At 74.2% G+C, this 25,515-nt stretch carries 25 protein-coding genes; 16 read left to right on the forward strand and 9 right to left on the reverse strand.

All coding sequences use genetic code 11. The features are described 5' to 3' along the window. The first annotated feature begins 134 nt into the window (after positions 1–134). Complete coding sequence (locus ACSTA4_RS13070; protein WP_444963764.1) at positions 135–1,010, forward strand: sulfite exporter TauE/SafE family protein; 876 nt, start codon at positions 135–137, stop codon at positions 1,008–1,010. A gap of 213 nt (positions 1,011–1,223) precedes the next feature. Here the strand turns inward: ACSTA4_RS13070 and ACSTA4_RS13075 are convergent, their stop codons facing one another. Next, complete coding sequence (locus ACSTA4_RS13075; RefSeq protein WP_444963765.1) at positions 1,224–1,799, reverse strand: snapalysin family zinc-dependent metalloprotease; 576 nt, start codon at positions 1,797–1,799, stop codon at positions 1,224–1,226. Positions 1,800–2,018: 219 nt separating this feature from the next. Here ACSTA4_RS13075 and ACSTA4_RS13080 point away from each other — a divergent pair, with 219 nt between their 5' ends. The 3 genes from ACSTA4_RS13080 to ACSTA4_RS13090 all read left to right on the forward strand — a co-directional run bounded on the left by ACSTA4_RS13080 (position 2,019) and on the right by ACSTA4_RS13090 (position 5,319). Further along, on the forward strand, positions 2,019–3,062 hold the full coding sequence (locus tag ACSTA4_RS13080; RefSeq protein ID WP_444963766.1) for a DUF6924 domain-containing protein: 1,044 nt from the start codon (positions 2,019–2,021) through the stop codon (positions 3,060–3,062). Between the two features lie 243 nt (positions 3,063–3,305). After that, positions 3,306–3,908: a helix-turn-helix domain-containing protein gene (locus ACSTA4_RS13085; protein ID WP_444963767.1), complete on the forward strand. Its 603-nt coding sequence runs from the start codon at positions 3,306–3,308 to the stop codon at positions 3,906–3,908. A 220-nt stretch (positions 3,909–4,128) separates the two neighbouring features. Then, positions 4,129–5,319: a mycothiol transferase gene (locus ACSTA4_RS13090; RefSeq protein WP_444963768.1), complete on the forward strand. Its 1,191-nt coding sequence runs from the start codon at positions 4,129–4,131 to the stop codon at positions 5,317–5,319. A gap of 67 nt (positions 5,320–5,386) precedes the next feature. On the opposite strand, the gene ACSTA4_RS13095 is transcribed toward ACSTA4_RS13090, so the two are convergent. Continuing rightward, a complete protein-coding gene (locus tag ACSTA4_RS13095; RefSeq protein WP_444963769.1) occupies positions 5,387–6,667 on the reverse strand; it encodes an MFS transporter in 1,281 nt (426 codons plus the stop codon). 60 nt (positions 6,668–6,727) lie between these two features. Here ACSTA4_RS13095 and ACSTA4_RS13100 point away from each other — a divergent pair, with 60 nt between their 5' ends. Beyond that, positions 6,728–7,087 carry an ArsR/SmtB family transcription factor gene (locus ACSTA4_RS13100; protein ID WP_248770155.1) on the forward strand — a complete coding sequence of 120 codons (360 nt, stop codon included), beginning with the start codon at positions 6,728–6,730 and terminating at the stop codon, positions 7,085–7,087. A gap of 388 nt (positions 7,088–7,475) precedes the next feature. Here ACSTA4_RS13100 and ACSTA4_RS13105 read toward each other — a convergent pair whose 3' ends face one another. The 3 genes from ACSTA4_RS13105 to ACSTA4_RS13115 all read right to left on the reverse strand — a co-directional run bounded on the left by ACSTA4_RS13105 (position 7,476) and on the right by ACSTA4_RS13115 (position 10,400). Next, positions 7,476–8,258, reverse strand: coding sequence for a hypothetical protein (locus tag ACSTA4_RS13105; protein ID WP_444963770.1), 783 nt, complete (start codon positions 8,256–8,258; stop codon positions 7,476–7,478). 8 nt (positions 8,259–8,266) lie between these two features. Beyond that, entirely contained in the window at positions 8,267–8,452 is a 186-nt protein-coding gene (locus ACSTA4_RS13110; protein ID WP_416024864.1) for a hypothetical protein, read from the reverse strand. A gap of 775 nt (positions 8,453–9,227) precedes the next feature. Beyond that, positions 9,228–10,400: a hypothetical protein gene (locus ACSTA4_RS13115; protein WP_444963771.1), complete on the reverse strand. Its 1,173-nt coding sequence runs from the start codon at positions 10,398–10,400 to the stop codon at positions 9,228–9,230. A gap of 97 nt (positions 10,401–10,497) precedes the next feature. On the opposite strand from ACSTA4_RS13115, the gene ACSTA4_RS13120 reads away from it, so the two are divergent. From ACSTA4_RS13120 to ACSTA4_RS13155, 8 genes are all read left to right on the forward strand, one after another. Beyond that, entirely contained in the window at positions 10,498–10,935 is a 438-nt protein-coding gene (locus ACSTA4_RS13120) for a hypothetical protein (protein WP_444963772.1), read from the forward strand. 128 nt (positions 10,936–11,063) lie between these two features. Continuing rightward, positions 11,064–11,750, forward strand: coding sequence for a DsbA family protein (locus ACSTA4_RS13125; protein WP_444963773.1), 687 nt, complete (start codon positions 11,064–11,066; stop codon positions 11,748–11,750). Beyond that, positions 11,747–12,391, forward strand: coding sequence for a vitamin K epoxide reductase family protein (locus tag ACSTA4_RS13130; protein ID WP_444963774.1), 645 nt, complete (start codon positions 11,747–11,749; stop codon positions 12,389–12,391). Before ACSTA4_RS13125 ends, ACSTA4_RS13130 begins: the two co-directional genes overlap by 4 nt. 98 nt (positions 12,392–12,489) lie before the next feature. Beyond that, entirely contained in the window at positions 12,490–13,611 is a 1,122-nt protein-coding gene (locus ACSTA4_RS13135) for an NAD-dependent epimerase/dehydratase family protein (RefSeq protein WP_212640182.1), read from the forward strand. An 18-nt stretch (positions 13,612–13,629) separates the two neighbouring features. Then, complete coding sequence (locus ACSTA4_RS13140) at positions 13,630–14,400, forward strand: glycosyltransferase family 2 protein (RefSeq protein WP_444963775.1); 771 nt, start codon at positions 13,630–13,632, stop codon at positions 14,398–14,400. Then, on the forward strand, positions 14,397–15,065 hold the full coding sequence (locus ACSTA4_RS13145) for a TIGR04282 family arsenosugar biosynthesis glycosyltransferase (RefSeq protein ID WP_444963776.1): 669 nt from the start codon (positions 14,397–14,399) through the stop codon (positions 15,063–15,065). Before ACSTA4_RS13140 ends, ACSTA4_RS13145 begins: the two co-directional genes overlap by 4 nt. Beyond that, positions 15,062–15,775, forward strand: a complete 714-nt coding sequence (locus tag ACSTA4_RS13150) for a class I SAM-dependent methyltransferase (protein ID WP_444963777.1) — start codon at positions 15,062–15,064, stop codon at positions 15,773–15,775. The genes ACSTA4_RS13145 and ACSTA4_RS13150 overlap by 4 nt, the downstream gene beginning before the upstream one ends. Further along, positions 15,772–17,169, forward strand: coding sequence for a hypothetical protein (locus ACSTA4_RS13155; RefSeq protein ID WP_444963778.1), 1,398 nt, complete (start codon positions 15,772–15,774; stop codon positions 17,167–17,169). The genes ACSTA4_RS13150 and ACSTA4_RS13155 overlap by 4 nt, the downstream gene beginning before the upstream one ends. Positions 17,170–17,432: 263 nt before the next feature. Here the strand turns inward: ACSTA4_RS13155 and ACSTA4_RS13160 are convergent, their stop codons facing one another. The 4 genes from ACSTA4_RS13160 to ACSTA4_RS13175 form a co-directional block, all read right to left on the reverse strand. After that, positions 17,433–19,061 (reverse strand): alpha/beta hydrolase, encoded by a 1,629-nt coding sequence (locus ACSTA4_RS13160; RefSeq protein ID WP_444963779.1) that lies wholly within the window; start codon positions 19,059–19,061, stop codon positions 17,433–17,435. A 337-nt stretch (positions 19,062–19,398) separates the two neighbouring features. Then, positions 19,399–20,031 carry a DUF2461 domain-containing protein gene (locus ACSTA4_RS13165; RefSeq protein WP_444963780.1) on the reverse strand — a complete coding sequence of 211 codons (633 nt, stop codon included), beginning with the start codon at positions 20,029–20,031 and terminating at the stop codon, positions 19,399–19,401. Between the two features lie 108 nt (positions 20,032–20,139). Then, positions 20,140–20,991: an LLM class flavin-dependent oxidoreductase gene (locus ACSTA4_RS13170; protein WP_444963781.1), complete on the reverse strand. Its 852-nt coding sequence runs from the start codon at positions 20,989–20,991 to the stop codon at positions 20,140–20,142. A gap of 101 nt (positions 20,992–21,092) precedes the next feature. Then, positions 21,093–23,780 carry a BTAD domain-containing putative transcriptional regulator gene (locus ACSTA4_RS13175; RefSeq protein ID WP_444963782.1) on the reverse strand — a complete coding sequence of 896 codons (2,688 nt, stop codon included), beginning with the start codon at positions 23,778–23,780 and terminating at the stop codon, positions 21,093–21,095. A 101-nt stretch (positions 23,781–23,881) separates the two neighbouring features. On the opposite strand from ACSTA4_RS13175, the gene ACSTA4_RS13180 reads away from it, so the two are divergent. The 3 genes from ACSTA4_RS13180 to ACSTA4_RS13190 all read left to right on the forward strand — a co-directional run bounded on the left by ACSTA4_RS13180 (position 23,882) and on the right by ACSTA4_RS13190 (position 25,368). Then, positions 23,882–24,556 carry a hemerythrin domain-containing protein gene (locus tag ACSTA4_RS13180; protein ID WP_444963783.1) on the forward strand — a complete coding sequence of 225 codons (675 nt, stop codon included), beginning with the start codon at positions 23,882–23,884 and terminating at the stop codon, positions 24,554–24,556. 100 nt (positions 24,557–24,656) lie between these two features. Continuing rightward, the gene (locus tag ACSTA4_RS13185; protein ID WP_444963784.1) at positions 24,657–24,833 is read left to right on the forward strand and encodes a hypothetical protein; all 177 of its coding nucleotides are present in this window, start codon (positions 24,657–24,659) and stop codon (positions 24,831–24,833) included. Between the two features lie 301 nt (positions 24,834–25,134). Then, entirely contained in the window at positions 25,135–25,368 is a 234-nt protein-coding gene (locus ACSTA4_RS13190) for a hypothetical protein (protein WP_094802513.1), read from the forward strand. Positions 25,369–25,515 lie beyond the last annotated feature (147 nt).

Raw genomic sequence — 25,515 nt, forward strand, 5'->3', positions numbered from 1 at the left:
CCGGGCGGCCACGCGCTGTCACCGCCACGCGTTGTCCGGGCGGCCCCGCGTCGTCGGACCGCCCCCCGCGCCCACCATTCCCGAGCCAACGGCCGCCCGCACCCGCGGCGGCGAGCCACGCAAGCGGAGTCAACATGGAGTTTCAGATCGTCCTCGCCCTGGGCCTCGCCGTGGTGGTCGGGCTCGCACTCGGACTGCTCGGCGGAGGCGGTTCCATCCTGATGGTGCCGCTGCTGACCTACGTCGCGGGCATGGACCCCAAGGAGGCCATCGCCGCGTCCCTGTTCGTCGTGGGCGTCACCTCGCTCGTCGGCGCGCTCGCGCACGCACGTGCGGGAAACGTGCGCTGGCGTACCGGGCTGGTGTTCGGAGCCGCCGGGATGGCGGGGGCCTTCGTCGGCGGTGTGGTGGGAGCGCACGTCCCCGGCGCCCTGTTGATGACCGCCTTCGCCCTCATGATGGTCGCGACCGCCCTGGCCATGCTCCGGGGCGGGAACGCGATCTCCGGCCGGGGGACGGCCGCCGCGGCGCCGCCGCTGGGACGCGTCGTCCTCGACGGAGTGGTGATCGGCGCGGTCACCGGGCTGGTCGGCGCCGGAGGAGGCTTCCTCGTCGTGCCCGCCCTGGTGCTGCTGGGCGGACTGGCCATGCCGGCCGCCGTGGGCACCTCCCTGCTCGTGATCGGCATGAAGTCCTTCGCCGGACTCACCGGTTACCTGACCGCCGTGAGCCCGGACTGGGCCCTGGTCGGCGCGGTCAGCGCGCTCGCGGTGGCCGGTTCGCTCGTCGGGGTGCGCCTGACCTCCCGCGTGCCCGAAGCCGCCCTGCGCAAGGGGTTCGGCGGCTTCGTGCTGCTCACGGGGGTGTTCGTGCTGGCCCAGGGGCTCTTCGACCCCCTCGGCGCGGTCCTGGTCGCCGTGGCGGCGGGTCTGGCGGCCCTGGCCCTGGTGTGCCGCCTGGTCGGTGACCGCTGTCCTCTGGTCCCCCTCCTCCGGCCGCGCGCTGGATGACCCCGCCCTCCGTCGGAGGCGCGACGGCCCCGCGTGGAGGCGGACGCTCACGCGGTCGGCGGGCCCCGCCCGCCGGGGCCCCGCCGACCGCGAGGGCCGGTCCCGCGCGGGCGCGACGGGGTGTGCGAAGCCCCGGGCGTCGGCCCGCCGATGCGGACCGACGCCCGGGGCCGTCGGGCTTGGAGCCGGGGCGCCCGGGCGGGCGCGGTCGGCTCAGAAGCGGTCGACCAGGAGCTGCCCGTCCGCGACGCGCTGGCCGCTCAGGCCGCTGCCGTAGTTGGCCTCCACCCGCGAGCGCTCGGAGGCGTTGGGGTAGCGGCTGGTGCAGTTCACGCCGCCGGTGGAGCCCGACATCAGCGACGAGCACGGGCCGGGCTTGGCGTCGGGCAGGCCCAGGCTGTGGCCGAGTTCGTGCGCGGCGATGCGCACCGCGTCGTAGCCCTGGGCGGTGCCCTGGCGGCCCATCCAGACGGTGACCTGCCCGCCCGGGCGCACCGGGCCCAGGTGGGCGCGGGGCCAGCCGTCGTCGGCGACGATCCGGATCTCGGCGCGCCGTCCGGCGGAGGCCGGTTCCAGGCGCACGTTGTCGACGCTGGAGTTCCACACGTTCACGGCCGAGGCGACGGCGGAGGTGTACTCGGCGGCACGGCTGGCGTCGTAGTACAGGACGGTCTGGCGCAGCGGCTGGGTCTGCTCCGCGGGCGCTGCGGTGGCCGGCGCGGTGCCCACCAGCGTCAGCGCCAGGGCGCTCAGGGCGATCAGGACGGGCATGAGGACGCGTCTCAGCATGGGGGTCTCCCGGGGGTGAGGGTGCTGATGCTGCCTGGTGACCCGGTGGGGTCGGGTCGATGCTATGCGTAGCGGTGTGCCGCCACAAGACGTGCGGGACGCCTAATTGGGGTACCGCGTACCGGTTCGGAGGCCCCGGGGGAGAGAGCGCCGTTCTGTCGGAAAGGTCCGATAAAACGGAGGAATCCGTACGCCACGACCGCCGAGAGGTACCCCCTGATGGACCACCGTCCCGCCCTGCCCCTGCCGCCCGCCGACGACGCGTCGCACGTGCCCGGGATGCTGCTCCTGCGCACCGACCACGACGACGAGGCCTGGGACGACGTGCTCTCCCGCATGGGCGAACTGCCCGGTCTGGTGGCGCCCGCCCCCGGCCAGCAGGCCCCCGCGGTGTCGGAGGCCCCCGTTCCCCGGCGCCTGGTCGTGGTGGACGACCCCGCCTGGCGGGGCGCCACCCCCGAGGAGGTGGGCGGAGCCCTGGGCCGGGACGGGGTGTGGGTTCCCGACGTGGTCCTGCTCGCCAACGACAGGACCACGGCCAACGCCGGTCCGCGCCCGCTGCTGGCGTTCCGCGGCACCGGCGGGGACGCGTTCCGCATCACGCCCCGCCAGGCGGCCCTGACCTACCTGGTGATGCACTGCCAGGACCTGGACACGGTCCTGGACGACTTCGAGGAGTGGGCTCCGGCCGAACCCGAGTGGGAGACCGAGGAGGACGAGACGGTGGAGGACTGGGAGTCCGGCCTCCCCGACCCCGTGGGCGCCCACCTGGAGTCCCTGGAAATCCCGCCCCGCTACGAGCCCCCGGCCCGGCCCCTGCCCCCGCTCACCCACGCCAACGACGGTCTGCTCGTGCGCACCGACTTCACCGACGAGGCCGCCTGGACGGCGCTCCTGAACACCGTGTACCGCCCGGGCCCGGGCTACGGGAATCCGATCGACGACTTCGGCGACTACATCGGGGTCGTGGACGACCCGGTGTTCGAGGGCGCCACCCCCGAGCAGCTGATGTCGCTGGTACGCGCCGACCCGGAGGACTCCGACGAGGACGTCGCGGACGCCCTGCTGGTCGCGGACCGGGCCGCCATGAGCGATCCGGAGCACCGGCTCCTGGTCGTCCCGCTGGAGGAGCACGTGGGGCGCACCTTCCGGCTCGTGCCGGAGAAGGCCGGGCTCATGCTGGTCAACCTGGCCATCGCCAACCAGGACGTCGAGGACTACATGGACACGGAGGAGAAGGCCCGCATGCACGGGTGGTGGTGACCCGTGGGGGCGGGGCTCCGCCCGGCCGGATACGGAAGGGCGGAGCCGGACCGGCCTCGGTGCGGGCGGGCCTCCGCGTAACCGGTTCCGGCCGGGGAGGGGCGGACGGCCGGGGGGCAACCACCTGCCGACCGCGCTGCTGGGCGGCGCCTTCCTGCAGGGAGGGGTGGGTCGTCGGGGGCACAACCGCCCCGCCGCCCCGGACGGGCCGCCGTTCCCGCCGCCGCGCGATAAGTTGCGGATATGGATGAGAGCGGGAACCACCCTGCCGACGAGGGCGACGCCGATGTGCTGCGTGCCGTGGGCGCGCGGTTGCGGGGCCTGCGCAACCGCGCGCGGCTGACCCTCGCCGAGCTGTCGGAGCGCACGGGGGTCACCCCGAGCACGCTGTCGCGCCTGGAGACCGGGCGCGTGCAGCCGACGCTGGGCCAGTTGCTCCCGCTCTCGCGCGTGTACCGGGTGCCCATCGACGAACTGGTGGACGCGCCCAGGGTGGGCGATCCGCGGGTGCACCTGCACCCGGTGCGCCGCTTCGGCCTGACGTTCGTCCCGCTCACCCGGCGCGCGGGCGGGGTCCAGGCGTACAAGGTCCTCTACCCGCCGGCGCGGACGCTGCCGCCGCCCGAACTGCGTACACACGAAGGGCACGAGTGGTTCTACGTGCTCTCGGGGACCATCCGGCTGGTCCTGGGCGCCGAGCAGGACCTGCTGCTGGGCGCGGGGGAGGCGGCCGAGTTCGACACCCGGACCCCGCACTGGATCGGCAACCCCGCCGAGGACGGACCGGCGGAGACCATCGCGATCTTCGGAACCCAGGGCGAACGCGTCCACCTGCACGGGACCTGAGAAGGCGGGCGCGCGGAGCGGACGGGCACCCGCGCCGTAGCGCTCCCGCCCCGGCCCGCCGGAGACGGGGCCGCGGGGGAGGGGCCCGGAGCCACCGGGAGGGGTCCGGGACGATCACGGGAGACGTCCGGAACTGTCGGGGACGCGCCGTGCGCACGTGCTTTTGCAGTTCTGCAAGAGAACTGGCCCCGCGGCCCCGGCGGGGCGAACACTGGCGTCCATGGAGACAGACGAGAACACCTCGCCCAGCCGCGATTTCTGGGAACCCCGCTACCGGGACGATGACCCCTCGACGCCGCCGCCCGGCCCCAACGCGGCCTTCGCCCGACTCGCCGGGGAACTGGCCCTGGTGCCACCGCCGGAGCCGGGAAGCGGGGCGGGCGCGCGCCGCGCCCTCGAACTCGCCTGCGGCCGGGGCGGGGACGCCCTGTGGCTGGCGGGCCGGGGATGGAACGTCACGGCCGTCGACGTCTCGGAACACGCCCTGGCCGTGCTGGCCGAGCGGGCCCGCCGCGCCGGGGTCCAGGGCTCCCTCACCACGCGGCGCCACGACCTGGCGCTGTCAACCCCCGACACCGGACCGTGGGACCTGGTCTACGCGAACTACTTCCACACCCCGGTGGACATCGACCGTGACGCCGTGCTGCGCCGGGCCGCGCGGTCGGTGGGCGAGGGCGGGCTGCTGGCCGTGATCGACCACGCGTCCAGCGCGCCCTGGTCCTGGGAGCAGCGCGAGGACTTCCCCGACCCCGAGGACCTGTGGCGGTCGCTGGACCTGGGCTCCGACTGGACCGGACTCGTGTGCGAGCGGCGTTCGAGAACGGCCCACGGCCCCGACGGCCGGAGCGCGCGGGTGAGCGACAACGTGGTGGTGGCCCGGCGCCGCACGGGGGCGGCGCCTAAGGAACCCGCGAAGACGTCCGCCGCGCCTTCGCACCGAGGCGACCGGCCCCCGCCCAGGACCGGGCCCGGGGAGAAGGAGGTCCTCACCGGGTTCCTGACCTACCTGCGCGAGAGCGTCCTCGCCAAGCTGGACGGCGCACCGGAGCGGCACGTGCGCGCCCCGGGCGTCGCGTCCGGCACGAACCTGCTCGGCCTGGTCAAGCACCTGGCCCACGTCGAGCGCTCCCTCTTCCTCGGGGAGGAGGTCGACGACTGGCAGGCCACGTTCCACGCCGATGCGGGAGAGACCACGGCGGGCGTTCTGGAGGGGTACCGCGCCGCCGTCGCCGCCGCCGACCGGGCCATCGCCGCCTGCGACGACCTCGGTGGGCCCGCGCACGCGGGGCGCCGGAATAGACCGGCCCCGTCGATGCGGTGGGCGCTCGTGCACATGATCGAGGAGACCGGCCGCCACGCCGGGCACCTGGACATCCTCCGCGAGCTGGTCGACGGCCGCACCGGCCGCTGACCGCCACCGCGTCCTCCCGCGCACCCCTCCCACCGCCTCACGGGCCGGGACCGGTGCGGCGGGGGTCTCAGCGGCCCCCGGAGGAGGGGGCCGGGTCCGCCGCGACCGCGCCGGGGCGCCACAGGACCGCCGCGGCCAGGGCGCACGCCCCCGTGAGCACCCCGGCGCCGCCCAGCACCAGGACCGGTTCCAGGCCTCCGGCCCACCCGGCCAGCGGGTAGGTGAGCAGGAAGCAGGCGTGGGAGAGCGAGAACTGGGCGGCGAAGACCCCCGCCAACGCGCCCTCGGGAGCGGCCTCGCGCAGCAGCCGCCCCGTGGGCGCGGACACCAGCGCGCACCCCGCGCCCAGCACCGCCCACCCCGCGCCGAGCACCAGCGGCCCCGGCGCCAACGCCCAGCCCAGAGCCAGTGCCGCCGCTCCCGCCGTGAGGACGCCGGGGCCGGTGAGCATGAGCGCGCGCGTGCCGAACCGGTCCACCAACGCCCCCAGCGCCAGCGCCACCGCCATCGAACCGCCGCCGAAGCAGGCCAGCACCAGCGCCACGGCGGTGTCGCCGCCGCCCAGGTGGGAGCGGACGAGGACGACGGTGTCGACCAGGACCAGCGCGGTGACCACGGCCACCGCCGTGTTCAACGCCGTCAGCGCCAGCAGGCGCCGGTCGGTGCCGAAGGCCCGCCAGCTCGCCGCGGCCCGGCGCGGGCTCCGCGACCCGGGCGTCGGGGCGGGCAGGGCGGTGGTGGCCACCAGGGCGGCGGAGACGGCGAAGCCGAGCGCGGTCAGCGCGAACAGGCCGTCGAAGGGCACCGCGAGCAGCACGAGCGCGGCCAGCAGCGGTGAGGCCAGCGCCTCCAGGTCGTAGGCCAGCCGGGACAGGGCCAGCGCCGAGGTGTAGCCGCGGTCGTCCACCAGTTCGGGGATGACCGCCTGGAAGGTGGGGGTGAAGGCCGCCGAGGCGCACTGGAGCACGGCGATGAGCGCGTACACCTGCCAGACCTGGTCCACGAACGGCAGGCAGGCCACCGCCAGGGCACGCACCGCGTCCGAGCCCACCAGTACCGCCTTGCGCGGGGCCCGGGCCAGGGCAGCGGTCAGCAGCGGTCCCGCGCCCACGTAGGCGAGCATCTTGACGGTCAGGGCGGTGGCCACCACCCGTCCCGCCTGGCCCGGGGCCAGATCGTAGGCCAGCAGCGCCAGGGCGACCGTGGCCAGCCCGGTGCCCGCCAGCGCCGCGACCTGGGCGTAGAACAACCTGCGGTAGGACGCGAAGTCCGCCAGTACCCGCCACACCCTGACCACCACCCGGAGAAGTAGGAAGAGCTCGACCAGGCGCACCATATAAGTGCGCAAGTACGCACATGATGTCATATGGCGCGGGGTCCTTCCCCCTCCGGGCCCTAGACTGCGCACATGCGCACCAGCGACGAGCAGGACGTCCCCAGCCGCGTGCACCCGGCTCCGCCCGAACCCGAGCGGCTCGCCGTGGCCGCGAGCGTGTTCGCCCTGCTGGCCGACCCCACCCGTCTGCACCTGCTGTGGACCCTGGCCGGGGGCGAGGCGGACGTGGGCCAGCTGACCGAGGCCTGCGGAGCGTCGCGCACCGCGGTCTCCCAGCACCTGGCCAAACTGCGCCTGGCCGGACTGGTGGAGTTCCGCAAGGAGTCCCGGCACGCCATCTACCAGCTGCGCGACGGCCACCTGCGCCGCCTGGTGCTGGAGGCGCTCAACCACGCCGACCACGTCGTGACGGGCGAACCCTTCCACGACTGACACCGGATCGACGGACACCGCGCGGCGCACACGGCGCGAACGGGCCGCGCGCCCGCCCGGAGCGGGCGCCGGAGGGCAGGACCCGGTCCGGTAGCCGCCCCGGGCGCGTCCGCGCCGCCGCGAGGCCGACGCGGCTCCCGCCCGGCTCCGGGGCCAGTACGAGCACCGCCGCCGCACGGCGTCGAGGACTGTTGGTCGCCCGGCCGCTGCTGCCGAAGCGACGTGTCACGACACGGCCGAGCGGTGAGCCAGTGCGTTCGGGCGGAAGCGGGCGGTCGCGGCCCGCTGTGACGAACGGGCCGCGACCTCCGGCGGACCGTGCCGACCGCCCCGAACCGGGCCCGCCTGCGCGATCCCACCGGTGCGGGGACCGTCCCCGGTTCAGCCGCTACTCCTCAGCGAACGTCGCCGCGCGGGCATGCGCCTGGATCCACTCGTGGGCCTCCTCGGAGCCCAGGACGTTACATCCGCGCACGAAGGCCAGCACCGCGGCCAGAGTGGGCCTCGCTCCGGCCAGGGTGACTCTGCGCAGCGCGGCGTGGGAGCGCGTCTGGTGCATGCTCCTGTACTTTCCACGGAAGCGCTGCTCGGAGCCTGCCGCCATCTCCCTCAGGCTGGGAGAGCCCTGGGTCCTGTGCAGAGCCTGCAACGCCCGCACCAGCTCGGGGAAGGAGCTGACCTTGCGGGGGTCGCTGAGCTCGTGCACCGACAGCTGGGCCCGCCTCCCCATCAGCCGGTAGCCGCGTTCGTGCAGTTCGTCGGCGCCGATGTGGGTCCGTCGGCCGGTGTCGTTCCGCAACCGGGTGAGCTCGCTCTCGAACACGATGCGCAGTTCGGGCTTCGGCTCGCTCTGCCTCTCCTTCTTCTCCTCTGCGGTTTGTTTCCTCTCGTCTGTGAAGAACAGGGCCTCCAGCAGCGCGCGGCCACGTCTGCGGCCCATCTCGGAGCGCAGTGCCTCGGTGCGCCCGTTGAACAGGTCGTGCACGATGCCCACGGGGTGGTTCTTCTCCCTCTCCTTCAGGAGGTCCGCCAGCAGGACGTCGACCAGCCCTTCGACGCGCAGCGCGAAGAGCAGGGCGTTCAGACGGTCCTCCTGGGAGTAGCGGTGCAGGGGGAAGTGCTCCTCCAGGAGCTCGTGGGCCCTCTTCGGCGGGTGGTGGTTCTCCTCCACGCCGTGGGCTACCGCCCCAGGCGGCGGGACACGGACACCGCCGTGCAACCGGCCGCCGAGGCCAGGGCGACGGCGGCGATCGCTTCGTAACCCAGGACCATGGCGTACATGACCAGAACGATCACGACGACGGTGACGACCACTCTGGACCAGGGGACGGTGTTCGTACGGTCGCAGGCGTGGGAATGGGACACGGGGTTGCTCCTCTGTTGACGCAGGCTTCTTCTTGTCGGATTTCGATGGATGCGTGACCGTGCCAAAACGGGGAGAGAACCCGTATGGAGGCACAGATGGTGCTATGGAGAGAGAAATGCCTTCTCTTCCCGAAGGAACTATGGCAGGTCGCTGGCCTCTCGGTGGGGCCCCCGGGGGAGGATGGGCGTATCTTTATGTAACACGCCTTCTCACCTGCTCTTATGTGGTGAAAGTTATTTGGCTCTCTCCGGGAGAGGACTTCCCTCGCTGCCGGTGGAACGTTTTGTAACAACCGACACCGGGGGTTCTGTGGGAACCTTTCTCGTGAGAGACTGACAAATGGGTGCTAGGCACCTTTTTTGTCTCTTTCGATGAGATAAGTCCACTTAGAGGACGTAGGGGACCCTGAGGCGGGTAACCGTCCGGTCGCGGTCGGGAGAGAGACTCCGCAAGGTGCCCGGCCACGGCGCGTCGGGGTTCCCTGTCCTCCCTGCGGACCCGGGGCCCGCGGCCTGTTCTGTCGCCGCTGGCCTCCACAGGGCGGTGGCCCGCTCGGAACATCGGGCGGGCCGCCGTGCCGAGGGCCGCGGTATCCGACTTGTGGCGCCCGGTTCGACAGGACCACGGGTCGGTGGCCCCCGGCAGGGGCGGGTGCACGGTGTGGCGGGGGTACTGGCCTTGCGTCAACGCCGCCGCGGGGCCGAGACGGCCCCCGCCCGGCTCCGGGGAACGCCGGACGCACCGGTCAGCCGGAGGCCATCCCGCGGAGCCCGTTCAGGCGTCCCGGTCCCCGGGACCGCCCTTCCGAACACGGACCACGCTGACGGACTCCCTGACCCGTTCCGCCTCCCCCTCGGGAGCGTCCACCCGGATGTCGAGCTCGTCACAGGTCAGGAGCAGGCGGACGTCCACGCGGTTGTGCAGGTACCTGCCCTCGTACAGGCGTACCGGGGCCTCCTCCGCGCGGATCCGCGGGGCCAGTCGGGGCAGCAGGGCGAACAGTTCCTCGGGGAGGGCCTGTCTGTCCACGCACCCGCGTACCCATACGTGGGCGTACGTGTGGTGGAACTCCGAGAGCCAGGCGCCGTACCCCCCGGCGGGACGGACCCGGCCCCGCGCCATGGCGTCGGCGATGCCGGTGCTCTCCAGCAGGCGCAGCCAGACGGCGCCGTCGGTGACCGAGGTGGGGAAGAGCGAGGCGATACCCGGCTGGTGCTCCGGGGTTGGCGGGACCTTGGCGAAGACCCGCTCGGCCTGCCGGAACAGTCCGTCCGGAACGGGGTTGCCACGGGCGCGGGACAGGTACCGGCCGAGCACCCGGGAGGTCTCCTCCGCGCTCGGGCCCGCGCCCAGTCCCAGGGCCTTCACCGAGGCGCGTACCTGGGTGGCCAGGTCGGCCGGTGGTGCGACGCCGGTGGAGGCCTGGTTGTGGGGGAAGTACAACCTGGAGGCCGCCACCGCGCCTCCGGCGGCCCAGGCGTCCAGGAAGCGGACGAACTCCCGGTGCGCGTCCTCGGCGGAGAGGAGCGCGACCAACCGGTTCCGGTGGGCCTTGACCTCCGAGACGGGCAGCACGCCGTGGCGGGCGAAGAGGAGAGCGTTCTCCGCGGTGTGGTGGGGATCGGGCACGAGGCCGTGCTCCGTCTCCAGTTCGCGGGCCCCCAGGTAGGCGGCGGCCGCCTCCTTGCGATGGCGCGGGAGCAGACGGTGCCCGACCGTGTCACAGAGCCAGGGCAGGTGACCGACGGGCAGCCCGGCCCGGTCGAGACAGCCCCGCATGTACCCCGCGACGTAGGCGGGTTCCAGGCGGTGCCAGCGCATCCGCTCGTCGAGCTGGTCCATGAGGCCGAGGGCCTGGGGTTCCCGTTCGGGGGCCCGGGAGCGGACCCAGTCCAGGTACAGGGTGGAGGCGGAGGGGTCCTGGGGGAGGGGAGGGCTCGAAGACATGCGGGGGAGTATTCCAGCGCCCGCCGACAGCGGTGCGGGGTTCCCCTATCCCGTGGCCGCCGAACACCCCGGCGACACCACCGCTACAGTTCCTGACATGGACCGGCACACCTCCACGCGGCGACAGCGCACCCTCGCGGTGCCGCTGGTCGCGCTGGTGCTCATGTGCTTCATGTGCGCGCTGTGCCACAGCACGGGCCCGGTCACCCAGGCCGTTTCCGCCGCCTCAGCCGCCGCGTCCACCGCTGCCACCGCCGCCGCGACGGCCGACTGCCCGGGACAGCCCCGGGAGGCCGTCGCGGTCACCGACGCGGCCCCGGCCGCCGCCCCGCAGGCCGCGCACGCGTGCGAGGTGACCGAGGGGCACGGACTGCCCACCGCGCCGCCCCTGTTCCTCGTCGCCCTCGGCGTCGTCCTGGTCCTCGCGCTCCTGCTGGCCCCGCGCCCGGGACCGGCCCCGCGCCCCGTCAGCCGCCCGCCCCTGGCCCCCCACGGGTACGGGCTGCTGACCCTGCTCTGCGTCCAACGGGTCTAGGACACGGTCACCCGCCCCCTCCCCGCACCCCGCGCGAGGGGGCCTCGGCCGCGCCCCGCGCGGCCCCTTCCCCGTGACCGTCTCCCCGGGCGCGCTCCGCCGCGCCCCGCACCCCAGGACGCACCCACATGAGCAAGAACCTCGGCATCACCCTCGGCCTGATCATGGTCGCCGTCATCGGCCTCGGCCTCCTCATCGCCCTCGATGACCGGGGCGGCACCGCCGCACCCGCGGCCACGGACGCCTCCGCCGACCCGCAGGCCGCACCCACCGCACCGGCCGGACTCCTGGTCCGCGAGGACAGCCGCCACCTCGACCGGGTGGAGGAGGCGCCGGTGACGGTCGTGGAGTTCCTCGACTTCGAGTGCGAGGCCTGCCGCGCCCAGTTCCCCGTCATGGAACGTATCCGCGAGGACTACGACGGGCGGATCAACACGGTCATCCGCTACTTCCCCATGCCCGGGCACACCAACGCCGAGCCCGCCGCCGCGGCCGTGGAGGCCGCCGCCCAGCAGGGCGCGCTGGAGGAGATGTACGTCCGGATGTACGAGACCCAGGCCGAGTGGGGCGAGTCCCAGGACTCCAAGGCCGAGGTGTTCGTCGGCTTCGCCGAGGACCTGGGCCTGGACACGGAGGAGTTCACCGCGACCATGGAGGACCCCGCCACGCTGGAGCGCGTGCGGTCCGACTTCCGGGACGGCGTGGCCCTGGGCGTGCGGGGCACCCCGACCATCTTCGTCAACGGCCGCCCCACCCCCAGCATGCCCGGCTACGAGACGCTCTCGGCGATGATCGACCGGGAGCTGGAGGGTTGAACGCCCCAACCGCGCCCCGCCGCGCCGCGGCGGCCCCGCCCGGTGCCGAGACACCCGTCATCAGCCGGGCCCTGCCCTGGCTGCTCACCCTGGGCGGCGGCACCGGACTGCTCGCGGCACTGGCCCTGCTGGTGGAGAAGATCCGGGTGCTGGCCGACCCCGGGCACGTGCCCGCGTGCAGCCTCAACCCGGTACTCTCCTGCGGCACCGTCATGGCCACCCCGCAGGCCGAGGTCTTCGGGGTGCCCAACCCGGTCATCGGCGTGGTCTGCTTCGCCGTGGTCACCACCGTGGGCGCGGCGCTGGCCGCCGGGGCGCGCTTCGACCGCTGGTTCTGGCTCGGACTCCAGGCGGGCGTGGTGTTCGGCGCCGTCTTCGTGCACTGGCTCATCTTCCAGAGCCTGTACCGCATCGGCGCGCTGTGCCCGTACTGCCTGGTCGTGTGGGCGGTGACGATCCCGCTCTTCTGGTACGTCACTCTGCACAACGTGCGCTCCGCGCACCTGCCCGCGCCGGGGTGGGCCGCCGGGCCCCTGGACATGCTGGCCCGCAACCACACCGTCGTGCTCACCGTGTGGGCGCTGGCGGTCGTCGGCGCCGTCGCCCAGGCGTTCTGGACCTACTGGTCCACGCTGCTGTGAGCCCGTCCCCCGGCGGGCCGCCGCGCACGTCGGCGAATCGGCGCCGGCGTGCGTGGCGGTACCCGTGACGGAGCGTGTACGAAACGTAGGTTGGGTCCATGCGCGTACTGGTCACGGGTGGTGCCGGGTTCATCGGATCGAGGGTCGCGGAGGAACTCCGCCTGGCCGGGCACGAGGCGGTCACCCTCGACGCCTACCTGCCCCAGGCCCATACCGGGAGGGACACCGAGCACAGAACCGTCGACGTCGTGGGCGACGTCCGGGACGGCGAGATCGTCGAGCGCGCCCTGCGGGGCGTGGACGCGGTCTGCCACCAGGCGGCGATGGTGGGGCTGGGCTCCGCGGACTTCCTGGACGCCCCCGACTACGTCCGCTGCAACGACCTGGGCACGGCGGTCCTGCTGGCCGCCATGGCCCGGACCGGCGTCCGCGACATCGTCATGGCCGGTTCGATGGTCGTCTACGGGGAGGGGCGGTACACGTGCCCCGAGCACGGCGACGTCCGCCCCGGCCCGAGGTCGGAGGCGGACCTGCGGGCGGGGGTGTTCGACCCGCCGTGCCCCCGGTGCGGGGCGCCGCTCGTGCCCGGCCTGGTGGGGGAGGACGCGCCGAGCGACCCGCGCAACGTCTACGCCACCACGAAGCTGGCGCAGGAGCACCTGTGCGCGTCGTGGGCCCGGTCCGTCGGCGGACGCGCGGTGTCGCTGCGCTACCACAACGTGTACGGGCCGGGGATGCCGCGCGACACCCCGTACGCGGGCGTGGCCTCCTTCTTCCGCTCGGCGCTGGCCCGGGGCGAGGCGCCGCGCGTGTTCGAGGACGGCCGCCAGCGGCGCGACTTCGTGCACGTGGGCGACGTGGCGCGGGCCAACGTGGCGGCGCTGGAGGCCGTCGCGGGCAGGGCCCCGGGGGAGCTGTCCGCCTTCAACACCGGCAGCGGGACCCCGCACACCATCGGTGAGATGGCCCGGGCACTGGCGGACGCGCACGGCGGCCCCGAGCCCGTGGTCACCGGCGAGTACCGGCTCGGCGACGTCCGGCACATCACCGCCTCCTCGGACCGCCTGACGCGGGAGCTGTCCTGGCGGCCCGGGGTCGGCTTCGCCGAGGGGATGGCCGAGTTCGCCCGCGCCGAACTGCGCGGTTCGACCGGTTCGGCGGCGCCGGAGGCCGAGGCGTCCGCGTGTCGCGACCGCCTTTCCCGGCCTGTGTCCACATGACTTCGTAGCGTAACCAGGGTGAGCAGAGAACCACACGAGTACGGCCAGGACGAACCGGCGCAGGCGTCGCCCGACACGGCGGGCGGCGACCCGCCGCCACCGGTCGACGTGGTGCTGCCCTGTCTGGACGAGGCGTCCGCCCTGCCCTGGGTGATGGAACGCGTCCCGCCGGGGTGGCGGGCGATCGTCGTGGACAACGGGTCCACGGACGGTTCGGCGGGCGTCGCCGCGGAGCTGGGGGCCCTGGTCGTCTCCGAACCGCGCAGGGGGTTCGGCGCCGCGTGCCACGCGGGCCTGTCCGCCGCGACCGCCGAGTTCGTCTGCTTCTGCGACTGCGACGCCTCCCTGGACCCCGCCCTGCTCCCGCGGATGGTGGAACGGGTGCGGGTCGGCGGGGCGGACCTGGTCCTGGGCAGGCGGCGCCCCGTCCGCCGGGGGGTCTGGCCGCTGCACGCCAGGGTCGGCAACGCCGTCGTCGCGCGGATGCTGCGTTCGCGGACCGGGGTGCGGGTGCGCGACATCGGGCCGATGCGCGCCGCCCGCAGGGCGGACCTGCTCAAGCTGGGGATGACCGACCGGCGTTCGGGCTACCCCCTGGAGACGGTCGTGCGCGCCGCCGACGCCGGGTGGCGGGTCGACGAGGTGGACGTCCCCTACCTGCCGAGGTCGGGAGCCTCCAAGGTGACGGGGACGTGGCGCGGTACGTGGACCGCCGTGCGCGACATGACGGCGGTGCTGCGCGAGCCGCCGGGCCCGGAGGGCGTGCGCGCGAGGGGAGGGCGGCCATGACCCGGGCCGGTGACCCCGACCTCCCGGCAGGGGGGACCACCCTGTTGGTGATCGCCAAGGAACCCGTCCCCGGACGGGTCAAGACACGGCTGTCCCCCGAGTACTCGCCTCGGGAGGCCGCCGCGGTCGCCGAGGCGGCCCTGGCCGACACCCTGCACACGGTGCGCTCGCTCCCCGCCCGCAGGAGGCTCCTGGTGCTGGAGGGGCGGCCCGGGCCCTGGCTCCCGTCGGGGTTCGAGGTGGTCCCGCAGTCGGGCGGCGGGCTCGACGAACGGCTCGCGCACGCGTTCGCCCGGTGCTCGGGCCCCTCCCTGCTGATCGGCATGGACACCCCCCAGGTGAACGGGGAACTCCTGGGGCCCGCCCTGGCCCCGGACGCCTGGGAGCGCGCCGACGCGTGGTTCGGCCCGAGCGAGGACGGGGGCTTCTGGGCGCTCGGCCTGGCCGCCCCCGACCCCCGCCTGCTGCGGGGAGTGCCGATGTCCACGGAGCACACCGGGCGCCTCCAGCGCGCGCGGCTGGTCGGGGCCGGGCTGCGCGTGGGCGACCTGGACGTGCTCACGGACGTGGACACGCCCCGCGACGCCGCGCTGGTCGCCTCGCTCGTCCCCGGCAGCCGCTTCGGCAGGGCGGTCCGGCTCGCCGGAGCGGGGTGTCGGCGGTGAGCGCGACCGAGACCGGGATCGACACGAGGTCGGCCCCGTGGCTGTGCGACCCCTACTCGCGGGCGCTCGCCGACGGCCGCGGCCCCCTCTTCCTGCGACGGCCCGACGGGTGGATGCTGCGTCTGGACGTCGAACGCTGGTGCGGGGGGACCGACGCCGCGGACGAGAGCGTGCTGGAGCGCTGCGAGGGCGACACGCTGGACGCCGGGTGCGGGCCCGGGCGCATGGTCGTCGCGCTCGCCGCCCGGGGCCGCCGGGCGCTGGGCGTGGACATGAACCCCGTGGCCGTGTCGCGCGCGGTCGAGGCGGGCGGACGGGCGGTGTGCGCCTCGGTGTTCGACCCCCTGCCCGGCGAGGGGGACTGGCGCACCGCGCTGCTGGTCGACGGCAACATCGGTATCGGCGGAGCCCCCGGGGACCTGCTCGCCCGCATGCGGCAGGTCGTGCTGCCCGGCGGCCTGCTCATCGTCGAGACCGCCGCCCACGAGGTCCACGAGTGCGTGACGGTGCAGGTCACCGACGGCCGGGGGGAACCGGGCTCCCCGTTCCCGTGGGCGCGGATCGGCCCCCGGGCCCTGCGGTGGTGCGCGCGGGAGAGCGGGTGGGAGTGGTCGGAGACCTGGCAGGTGCGGGGACGCCGGTTCGCGGCGCTGCGCGCGCCGCGGGGCAACCCGGCTCCGGGGCCCGCCCGCCCCGCGGTGACGGCGTGACGCGGCCCGGACTCCACCAGCGCGACGTCCGGGGCGCGGTCGGCGCCGCTTGGACGGGAGCGCGCGCCGACCTGGCCGTGGCGGCCCTGGCCGCGCTCCTCTTCACGGCTGCCGCCGTCATCGGCTCCCGGATCGAGCGCGCCCACGGCGTCCTGCACGTGGACTGGCCGCCGCTGTACGCGTCCTGGTTCCCCCACACGGGGCCCGGCACGGTCCCCGCCCTGGCCCTGGCCGCGGTGGTGGCGGCCTGCGGGCCCGCGGCGGCGCGCGCCCTGCCCTGGCGCGCCCTGGTGTGGGCGGTCTGGGCCGCGTCCGCGCTCTGGACAACCGCGCTCGCGCTGGTCGACGGGTGGCGGCGCGGGATCGTCGGCCGCATGCTGTCGCCCCACGAGTACCTGTCCTCGGTCGACCGCTTCGAGGACGTGGGCGCGGCGCTGAGCACGTTCACCCGGCACATCCTCATCGGGCAGCCCGACAACTGGCCCACGCACGTGGCCGGGCACCCCCCGGGCGCCGTCCTGACCTTCGTCGCGCTGGACCGGATCGGCCTGGGCGGCGGGGCGTGGGCCGGGCTGTGGTGCGTCGTGGTCGGCGGCTCGGCCGCCGCCGCGGTCCTGGTCGCGATGCGCGCGCTCGGCGCGGAGGCGACGGCGCGCCGGGCGGCCCCGTTCCTCGTGCTGCTGCCCGCCGCCGTGTGGGTGGGCACGTCGGCGGACGGGTACTTCGCGGCGGTCACCGCGTGGGGCCTGGCCCTGCTCGCCGTGGCCGCGGTCCCCGACGCGCGTGCGCCGCGCGCCACCGCGCTGGCGGCCGGTCTGCTCCTGGGGTGGTCGGTGTACCTGTCCTACGGGCTCGTCCTCATCGGGCTCATGGCCGTGGCGGTGCTCCTGTGCGCGCGGACCGCGCGCCCGCTGCCCTACGCGCTGCTGGGCGCCCTGGCCGTCGCCGCGGCCTTCACCGCGGCCGGTTTCCGGTGGTGGGAGGGCTACCAGCTGCTCGTGGAGCGCTACTATCAGGGGTTCGCGTCGGTCCGGCCCTACGGCTACTGGGTCTGGGCGAACCTGGCCGTCGCGTGCCTGACGACCGGACTCGCGACGGCGGCGGGCCTGCGCCGGGCCCTGGCGCGCCTGCCCGGGGCGGTGCGCGGTCTGCGCCGGGCGCCGCCCAGGGAGGAGGCCGCGACGGCCCTGCTGGTGGCCGCCGCCCTGTGCGCGGTCGCGGCCGCCACCCTGTCGGGGATGAGCAAGGGCGAGACCGAACGCATCTGGCTGCCGTTCGTGCTGTGGCTCGTCCCGGCCGCCGCCCTCCTGCCGGACCGCCACCACAGGGCCTGGCTGGCCGTCCAGGCGGCCACGGCACTCCTGGTCAACCACCTGCTGCTCACCGGTTGGTGAACCCGGGCGCTCCGCGGGGCCGGTGTCCCAAGCCCTGGTGCCCGAGGCCCCGGCGTCCGCGCGGGCACCGCGAAGGAACCCGTCCGCGGCGCGGCCGGGGGCGTCTCCGTGTGCGACCGGCCGTGGGTGGGCGAAGTCGGCGGACAGCGGGTGCACGCCGGGTGTCTCAAGGCGCGACCGGCGGTGGGGACACCGAGGGGCGGGACGAACGGTGCCGTCCCGCCCCTCAGGGCTCAGGGATGCTGGTCACCCCCACCGAGTATTCAGGCGTGGTCGCCCAACTGGTCGAGGGTCTCAGTCCGCGACCGCTGAGCCTCCTCGTCCAGCCCCAGGCCGGAGGACCCGGACGCCCCGCAGGAGACGTCCTGTTCCGGGAACTCGCCGTCGACCAGGTAGCTCGTGGCCACGTCCCAGGCGCATGGGTTGTCGCCGTAGACGTATGTGCCGTGACCGCTGTCGTCGACGCTCACCAGCCGGGAGCGCTGGCCGAACTTCTCGTCCAGCAGCACGCCGCCCAGGTGCGGCGTGGCCGGGTCGCGCAGGTTCTGCATGATGAGGACGTTGCTCGGGCCCTCACCGGTGATCTCCACGGCGGGCTCGGACGGCTCGTCGCTCCAGTAGGCGCAGGGCATGACGTTGGCGGTGGCCGCGCCGTACATCGGGTACCTCTCCCGGTCCTCGGCCACGCCCTGCTGGTAGGTGGCCAGGTTCTCGGGCCACTCGACGTCGTTGCAGGTCGTCGCGAGGAACACCGACCAGGGATTGTCGCCGGGCGACAGCTCGCTCGCCGCCGCACCGGCGCCGCCGACCGGCGCGCCGCCGAGCCCGCTCTCCTCCATGTGCCGCCGCACAGCCTCCTCGTCCGCGAGGCGCACCGACTGCCACAGCTGCGCCGTCCGCCCGTAGCTCCGCTCGTTGTACAGCCCCGCGAAGACGGCCAGCCGGAAGACGTGGCCGTTGACACCGGCCACCGGACCCTCCTCGTCGAGCCGCTCGGCGGTCTCGAAGTAGGTCTCCCGGACCTGTTCGGGCGAGCCGCCCAGGCCGTAGCTGCCGTCGCGCTCCGCCGCCCACGCGGCGAAGTCGGGGAAGGTCTCCTCGAAGCCCAGGGCGTACCTGCGCATGCCGTCGTAGTCGAGGTGGGTGTCACCGACATTGCTGTCGAGCACGATCCGGTCGGTGCTCCCGGGGAACATCGAGGCGTAGGCGGCGCCCAGCGCCGACCCGTAGGACAGCCCGAAGAAGCTGGCCTTCTCCTCGCCGAGCGCGGCCCGGATCCGGTCCAGGTCGCGGGCCGTGTTCGCCGTCGAGATGTGGCGCATCAGCCCGTTCTCGTCGCTCTGCGCGCACTGGTCGGCGACCGCCTCGGCGACCGCGGCCTGTTCGGTGACCGCCGCCTCGTCGACGGCGTAGGGCGGGATGTTGCCGAAGTACTCCTGGTCGGTGGTGAAGCCGCAGCCCACCGCGGACGAGTGCCCGACCCCGCGGGTGTCCATGCCGATCAGGTCGTAGCTGTTCAGGACGCTGGCGGGCACGCCCAGGGAGGCCAGGTCCGCGGGCATCGACAGCCCGGACCCGCCCGGGCCGCCGGGGTTGAGCAGCAGCACGCCGCGCCTCTGGTCCGGCTCCGTGCTGGCCAGCCGCGACACCATGATCTCGATCCGGTCGCCCTCGGGGTCGTCGTAGTCCACGGGCACCGGCACGGTGGCGCACTCCAACGGGTACGTCCCGGTCGGGACGTCCTCGGGGCAGACGCCCCACGCCAGATCCGTCGTCGGCGCCCCGCCCCGCTCGTCGGCCGCGGCCGACACCGGGGCGACCAGTGAGCCCACGAGGCCCACCGCCACCACCACGGGGGGCAGACCTCGGCCCGCGCTCCGCCTTCGTCCCATGTCTCCAGCCTCCTGGATGTCGATTTCACCGGCGCTCCGTCGGGCACGGCGCCCCGCCGTCCGTCGCGGGAGGGCCGTGACCGCCGTCGCCGGAGGCACGCGTCCAGCCTGCTGTCACTCAGCCGAGTCCACCAGTGACACCGTGTCATGCGTTGGCGGTGCGAACCTCACGGAAAAGCCGTGACAGGCACACATCGTTCGCGGGTGGTGTCGTTCCGCGACGGAGGTCCGGGCGCCGCGCGCGGCGGGGGAGGGTTCGGGGCTCAGGAGTCCCCTGCGGGGAGCGCGAGCCGCGCCCGACGGGGAGGCCGTGCCCGGCGGGAGAGCCCGGGCGGGCTCAGCTGGTGACGTGCCGGTCGAGCCACTCCATGAGGGGACCGGTGGCCCGCCAGTCCGCGCGGACGGTGTCCAGGAGCTTCGCGGACAGCGGCACGTCCGACCGCTCCACGTTGTGCTCGGCCCCCAGGGAGCGGTGGCGCAGCAGGTGCACGCGCGGGTGGTCGCCGCTGTACCCGCGGGGGTGGGTCTTGAGGGTGTCGCCGACGATGTCGAAGCCCCGCGCCGTCAGCTCCTCGACGATCCGCGCCAGCCGCGGGCCCTGGCGCTCGTTGTCGACGCCGTCGCGGTAGCGCTCCACCTGCGCGCCCGACATCGCGTGGTAGCCCGCGCCCACCGAGAGCCCCTCCAGGCCGAGCTGGAGGTAGTGGCCGACCGGTCCCCGGGACCGGCTGACCAGGCCCACGTGGGTCTTGTACGGGCTCTTGTCGTGGGAGAAGCGCACGTCGCGGTTGGGGCGTCCCACCTTCATCGGGCCGAATTCCTCCTCCAGCGCCTCGGCCAGGGCGCGCGCGGGCTCGCGCACGGCACGCACGTACACCTCGTGGTGGCCGTGGAAGTAGTCCTTGGAGTTGTCCCGGGCCAGGCCGTCGAAGAACGCGAAGGTCTCCTCGGTGAAGCCGGTGAAGTCCATCCCTCTCCCGGTGCTGTGGCGGACGCGCGCCCGCCGTCCTACCCCGGCGGCACCTCCCCGAACCCGGCCACCGCCCGCAGGGCCCGCCGGGAGAAGGCGTGCTTCGAATCAGAGGACTATGTCGGCCAGGCGGGTGACCTCGTCGAGGTCGTCGGTTCCGGGGCCCAGGATCAGTTCGTCGGCCCCCAGGGCCTCGAACCGCTTGACGGCGTCGCGCAGCGATTCCGCGTCGGTGTGCACGTTTTCGACGACTATGTCCTGGTATTCGCCGGTAGCGGCGTAGTAATCGGCGATGTTGGTCCGACCGCGGTCGGGATCGCCCAGCGCGAAGTAGTTGAGGGCGACCAGCCGGGGCTGTCCCGGTCGCCCGGCCGCCTGCCACGCGGCACGGGCGGCGTCGAAAGCGCTGGACGCCAGGGCCGCCGGCACTGATCCGGCTATGTAGCCGTCCGACGACTCGGCCATCCGGCGGTAGGCGGCCGGGGTGTTGGCGCCGAACAGCAGCGGCACCTGCCGTCCTCCGGCCGGAACCGCCGGATTCGTGCTTCCCGAAAGGGGCTCGCCGGCCCAGACCGACCGATAGGTCGCCAGGTCGCGGTCCATCCTGGCGCCCCGGCCCCGGGGGCCGTGCCCGGGCACGACGAAGTCGTCCTCGCGGATGCCCACCCCGATGCCGAGGGTGAGCCGGCCGCCGGAGACTCCGTCGATCGACGCCGCCTCCTTGGCCAGCAGCGTGCCCGGCCAGGTGGTCGCCAGCAGTACCTGGCTGATCAGCCCGATCGTGGTGGTGGCCCCGGCGGCCGCGGCCAGGGCGACGGTGTCCATCACGCCCGGATAGGCGATCCGGCCGGTGGTGCCCAGGGTGGCGAAGCCCGCTTCCTCCGCTCGGCGGGCCCAGGCGGGAATCACCGGGGCGTGGACGTCGCGGACCTGGTTGGGTAGTCCGATGCCGATGCGCATGGAGACGGTCCTTAGCTGGTACGGGTGTCGACGTTGCACGGGCCGTGGAGCGGCCCGCTCCGTGATCCTGGCCAGGCACCCCTACACCCGGGTTGCAACCGTCAGACAGCGCGCACCGGGGCGTTCAGGACGGCGACGGCGTCGTCGAGTGTCGGCGGCTGTGAGGGAGGGGCGCCTTCGTACCAGCCGTGCGGTACGACCGACTGGAGGTAGCTGCCGGCCGGCCGGACGTCGCTGCGCGCTTGGTGGAAATGGACGACGTCGCGGAGCAGCGCGGCACCGGCCGCATCGCCGACCGCGTCCAAGGCCAGGGCCCCGTTGTGCAGCACGGCCAGCTGATTGCTCAGGTCGCCTTCGTCGAGGAAGCGCCGCAGCGAGGTCCGCAGCAGGGGCAGCGCTTCGCCGTCCCCCGCGTGGACCAGGGTCTGGGCCAGCATCAGCTCGCTGAGCGCGGCCGTCCAGACCAGCCCGGAGGCGTCGGCCAGCCGCACGGCGGCCCGCAGCCGGTGCTGGCCGTCGGCGATCCGGCCGGCCATGACGAGGGCGGCGCCCCACGCCATCGAGGTGGCCGCGATCAGCCAGGTGGTCCGCGTCTCGGTGGCGATGGCGTGCGCCTCGGCCGACGCGGTCAGCGCGATCGCCGGGTCGCCTCCCGGCAGCTGGACCAGAGCCTGGTAGTAGCGGACCTCGGCGAGCAGGTTGCGATGCCCCGGTTCCGAGCCCACCGCCAGGAGCGCCTCGGACAGCATGCGCCGTGCTGTGGTGACGTCGCCGGTGAAGTAGAACAGTCCGGCCGACGAGGCCCTGGCCCGCACGGAGTCACCGAGCGGGGCGTCCGGCGCGGCGGCCAGGGCTGCGGCCAGCATCCGGTTGCCCTCGTCGAGCAGGCCGCTGCGGATCCAGAACCACATGAGCCGCGCGGCCGTACGCAATGCCTCGACCGGGGCGTGCGTCAGGTCGTGCGCGAGCCCTGCGCGCAGGTTCGGCAACTCCAGACGCAGCGCCGCCATCGTGCTCGCTGACCGCACGCCCTGCAGATCGCCCGCGGCCCGGGCGGCCAGCTCGCGGACCCAGACGGCATGGGCGGCCCGGGTCGCCGCCGGGTCTTCGTCCACGGACCGGCAGTACGCCCGGATCGTCTCCAGCATCCGGTAGCGCGCCGTGCCGCCCCCGGTCTCGGCGGTGACCACGGACTGGTCGACCAGCGAGACGAGCGCGTCGAGCCCGGCGGCGGCGGAGGCCGCGGCCTCCACGGGAAAACCGCCCTCGTAGGGCCAGAGCCGCACCGCGAGATCACGCTCGTCGCCGGAGAGAAGGGCGAAACTCCAGGCGACGGCCTCCTGCAACGTCGCGTGCGAGGTCATCGTGCCGTGCGGGATCCGGCCCAGCACGGTGAAACGGTCGTTCAGATGCTCGATCAGCCCCCGTACGCCGAAGGTCCGCACCCGCGCCGCCCCCAGTTCCAGGGCCAGCGGCAGACGGTCCAGCGCGTCGGCGAGGCGGCGCAGGTCACGGCGGTCGGCGTCCTGCTCGACCCAGCCGGGCCGGCCCGCGCGGATGCGATCGGCCAGCAGCGCCACGGCGTCGTCCGCGGCCAGCGGTCCGAGCGGGAGACTGTGCTCGCCGTCGACGCCGAGCGGTCCGCGGCTGGTGGCCACCACCCGCAACGCGGGGATCCGGTCGAGCAGGTCGATGACGAGCCGGGCCACCTCGCCGACGAGGTGCTCGCAGTTGTCGAGCACCAGGGGTCTCCCGCGAAGACGCAGTCGCTTGACGAGTACCTCGTACGGGTCCCCGGTGAACCCGGTGACGTCGAGCGCCGCGGCGACAGCCGAGACCAGGTGGGCGGGGTCGGTCACATCGGCGAGCCGGACGACGGCGTCCCGCCCCGCCCATTCCACGGCCAGGCGGGTCTTGCCCGACCCGGCGGGCCCGACGACGGTGACGAGCCGGTGCATGCCGACGAGACGGTCCAGCATGGCCAGATCGGCGTCGCGGCCGATGAACGACGACAGCGGCCGATCACCGGGCGTCGCGGCCCCGACGCCGGAGGCCGCCAGGGCCGGGTCCTGTGACAGGATGCGGCCTTCGAGCTGCCGCAACTCCGGTCCGGGGTCGACACCCAGTTCCTCGGCCAGCAGGGTCCGGACCCGGCGCACCGCGTTCAGGGCGTCGGCCTGGCGTCCCGAGCGGTAGAGCGCCAGGGCCAGCAACTGCCATCGGCGTTCGCGGTACGGCTCGGCGTGCACCAGCAGTTCGAGCCCGGCCGCCGCACCGGCGTGGTCGCCGGCGGCCAGCAGCGCCGCAGCGCCCTCCTCCTGGGCGCTGTCGCGCTGTTCCACCAGGGCGGCACGGATCGCGGCCGTCGACTCGTCGTCGGCCAGATCCTCGTACGGTGTCCCGCGCCACAACCGCAGCGCCGTGTCGAAGGCCTCGTGCGCGTCGGCGTGGCGGTCGCCGGCCACCAGCGCACGGGCGCGGACGAGGTGGCCGCGGAACCGTTCGACGTCGGTGTCGGCGGCAAGAAGCCGATAGCCGCCGGGGGACCGCTGCAACGCCGTGCCCGGCAGCACCCGGCGCAGGCGGGAGACGTACACCTGCAGGGCGCCCGCCGGATCGCGTGGCCGGCGGTCACCCCACAGTCCTTCGGCCAGGCTGTCATCCCGGACCGGACGCCCTTCCGCGGCGATCAGGATCGCCAGCAGCCTGCGGGGCAGCCGGCCCCCGACGTGGACCGGCTGATCTCCCGCGCGAACCTCGAACGGACCCAGCACCGAGAATGTCAGCACCGCACCATGTAAGCCCATGCCACCGACGGCGGCAAACGGCGCGGCGGCCGCCGTATCCGTGCTGTAGGCGGCTTGAAAGGTACAGCTTCGAAGCTGCTCCCATGCACAACGAGAAGATGGCCGACAGCCGCGACATGATCGGCGCGCACGACGCCATGCGGCGGGAGTTCGCCGCTCTCCCCGCGCTGGTCGCCGGCGTGTCGGCGCGTGACGCGGACGGCACCACCGTCGTCGCCCGCCACGTCCTGATGATGGTCGACTTCCTGCACGCCCACCACACCAGCGAGGACGACCACGTGTGGCCCCGGCTGCGGGAGCGTTGCCCCGCCGACGTCGAGCCCCTCGTCGAGACGATGGACCGGCAGCACGCCTTCATCGACGGCGAACTGGAGGCGCTCGCCGCGGGCAGTCGGCGCTGGCGGGCCTCCGCCGACGCCACCGACCGGGATGCTGCCGCCGCCGTCGCGGAGCGTCTGCTGCCGGCGCTGTACGAGCACCTGGCGCTGGAGGAGGAGCGGATCCTGCCGCTCATCGATCGCTACCTGACCGAACGCGAGTGGAAGGCGACCGTCGAGGCGTCCTTCGGCAAGGTGACCTTCGCCCGGCGTCTGCTGATGCTGGGCATGGCCCTGCACGGGGCGAGCGAGGAGCAGGCCCAGCTCCTGCGCGCCGCCGTCCCCGCCGTCGTCTGGCACGCCGGTCGCCCGATCGGGACCCGCCTCTATCGCACCCACCGTCAGCGCCTGGCCGCCGCGAGCCCGGGTTCAGACCTCTGATCCTCGACCACTCGCTCGCGCGCGAGCCGCGGCCGTGATCACCACGTTGTCGCGGTAGTGCGCGGTCCTCTCGTCGAACCGCCCGCCGCAGGCGATCAGGATGAGCCGTGCCGCTCCACCGTGGGCGAAGGACTCCTCCTCCCGCTCCCCGGACCGGTGGACACCGGTGTCGACGGTCTACCTCATGACCGGCGACCGGGAGCGGACCGGGGCCGCCCTGGAGGACCTGTGCGCCTGGATCGACTCCCGCGTGGCCGCGGCGCGATCCGGCGGGTGAGGCGGAAGGCCCGGCATCCGGCGGAACGCGGGGCACCCGGCCCGCACACCCGTCCTCGTGTTCGGGGCCCCGCCCGCGCACCCGTCCGAGGGGACGGGCGAGGGGGTCCGCCCGACTGCCCGGAGCCGCTGCGTGCACCCGCGCCCTCCCGGGGCTCCCGTAGGGCCGGCCGGTCGAAACCAGAACATACTGAGATCCTGTTCACATCCAGCGTGCGGCGTCCTCGTCTGGCCCGCATGAAGTAGCAGCTGGTACGGTGGCACCCGCTGTGACCCAGCGAGACGTGAGAGGAGGTGCTGTGATGTCCCGGTCAGTGGCCACGGTGCCCCCGTCGCGTCGTCACGCGCCCGTACTCCTCGAAGGCGCGCACTTCCGCGCCCTGGACGTCTACGCCCGCGTCGGCCGTTCGCGTTTCGCCGAACGGCACAAGCTGCCCGTGCGCAACCCCCGCCCCCTGGGCACCAACGGCTACTCCACCTCGTGGGGTACCAACGCCCACGGCGAACTCAGCTCCTGCCCGCCCGGACGCAGCTGACCCTCCCGCCTCGCCCGAGGCGTCTTCTCCTTTCCGCATGACGGTCGCCCCGTGCCCGCGCGCCGTCGGGTACCGGCCTGCCCAAGGCACCGGTACCTGACGTCGGCGTCCGCGGTCCTCTTCGGGTACCGGTCTGCCCACGGCACC

The organism is Nocardiopsis sp. M1B1, assembly GCF_052466615.1.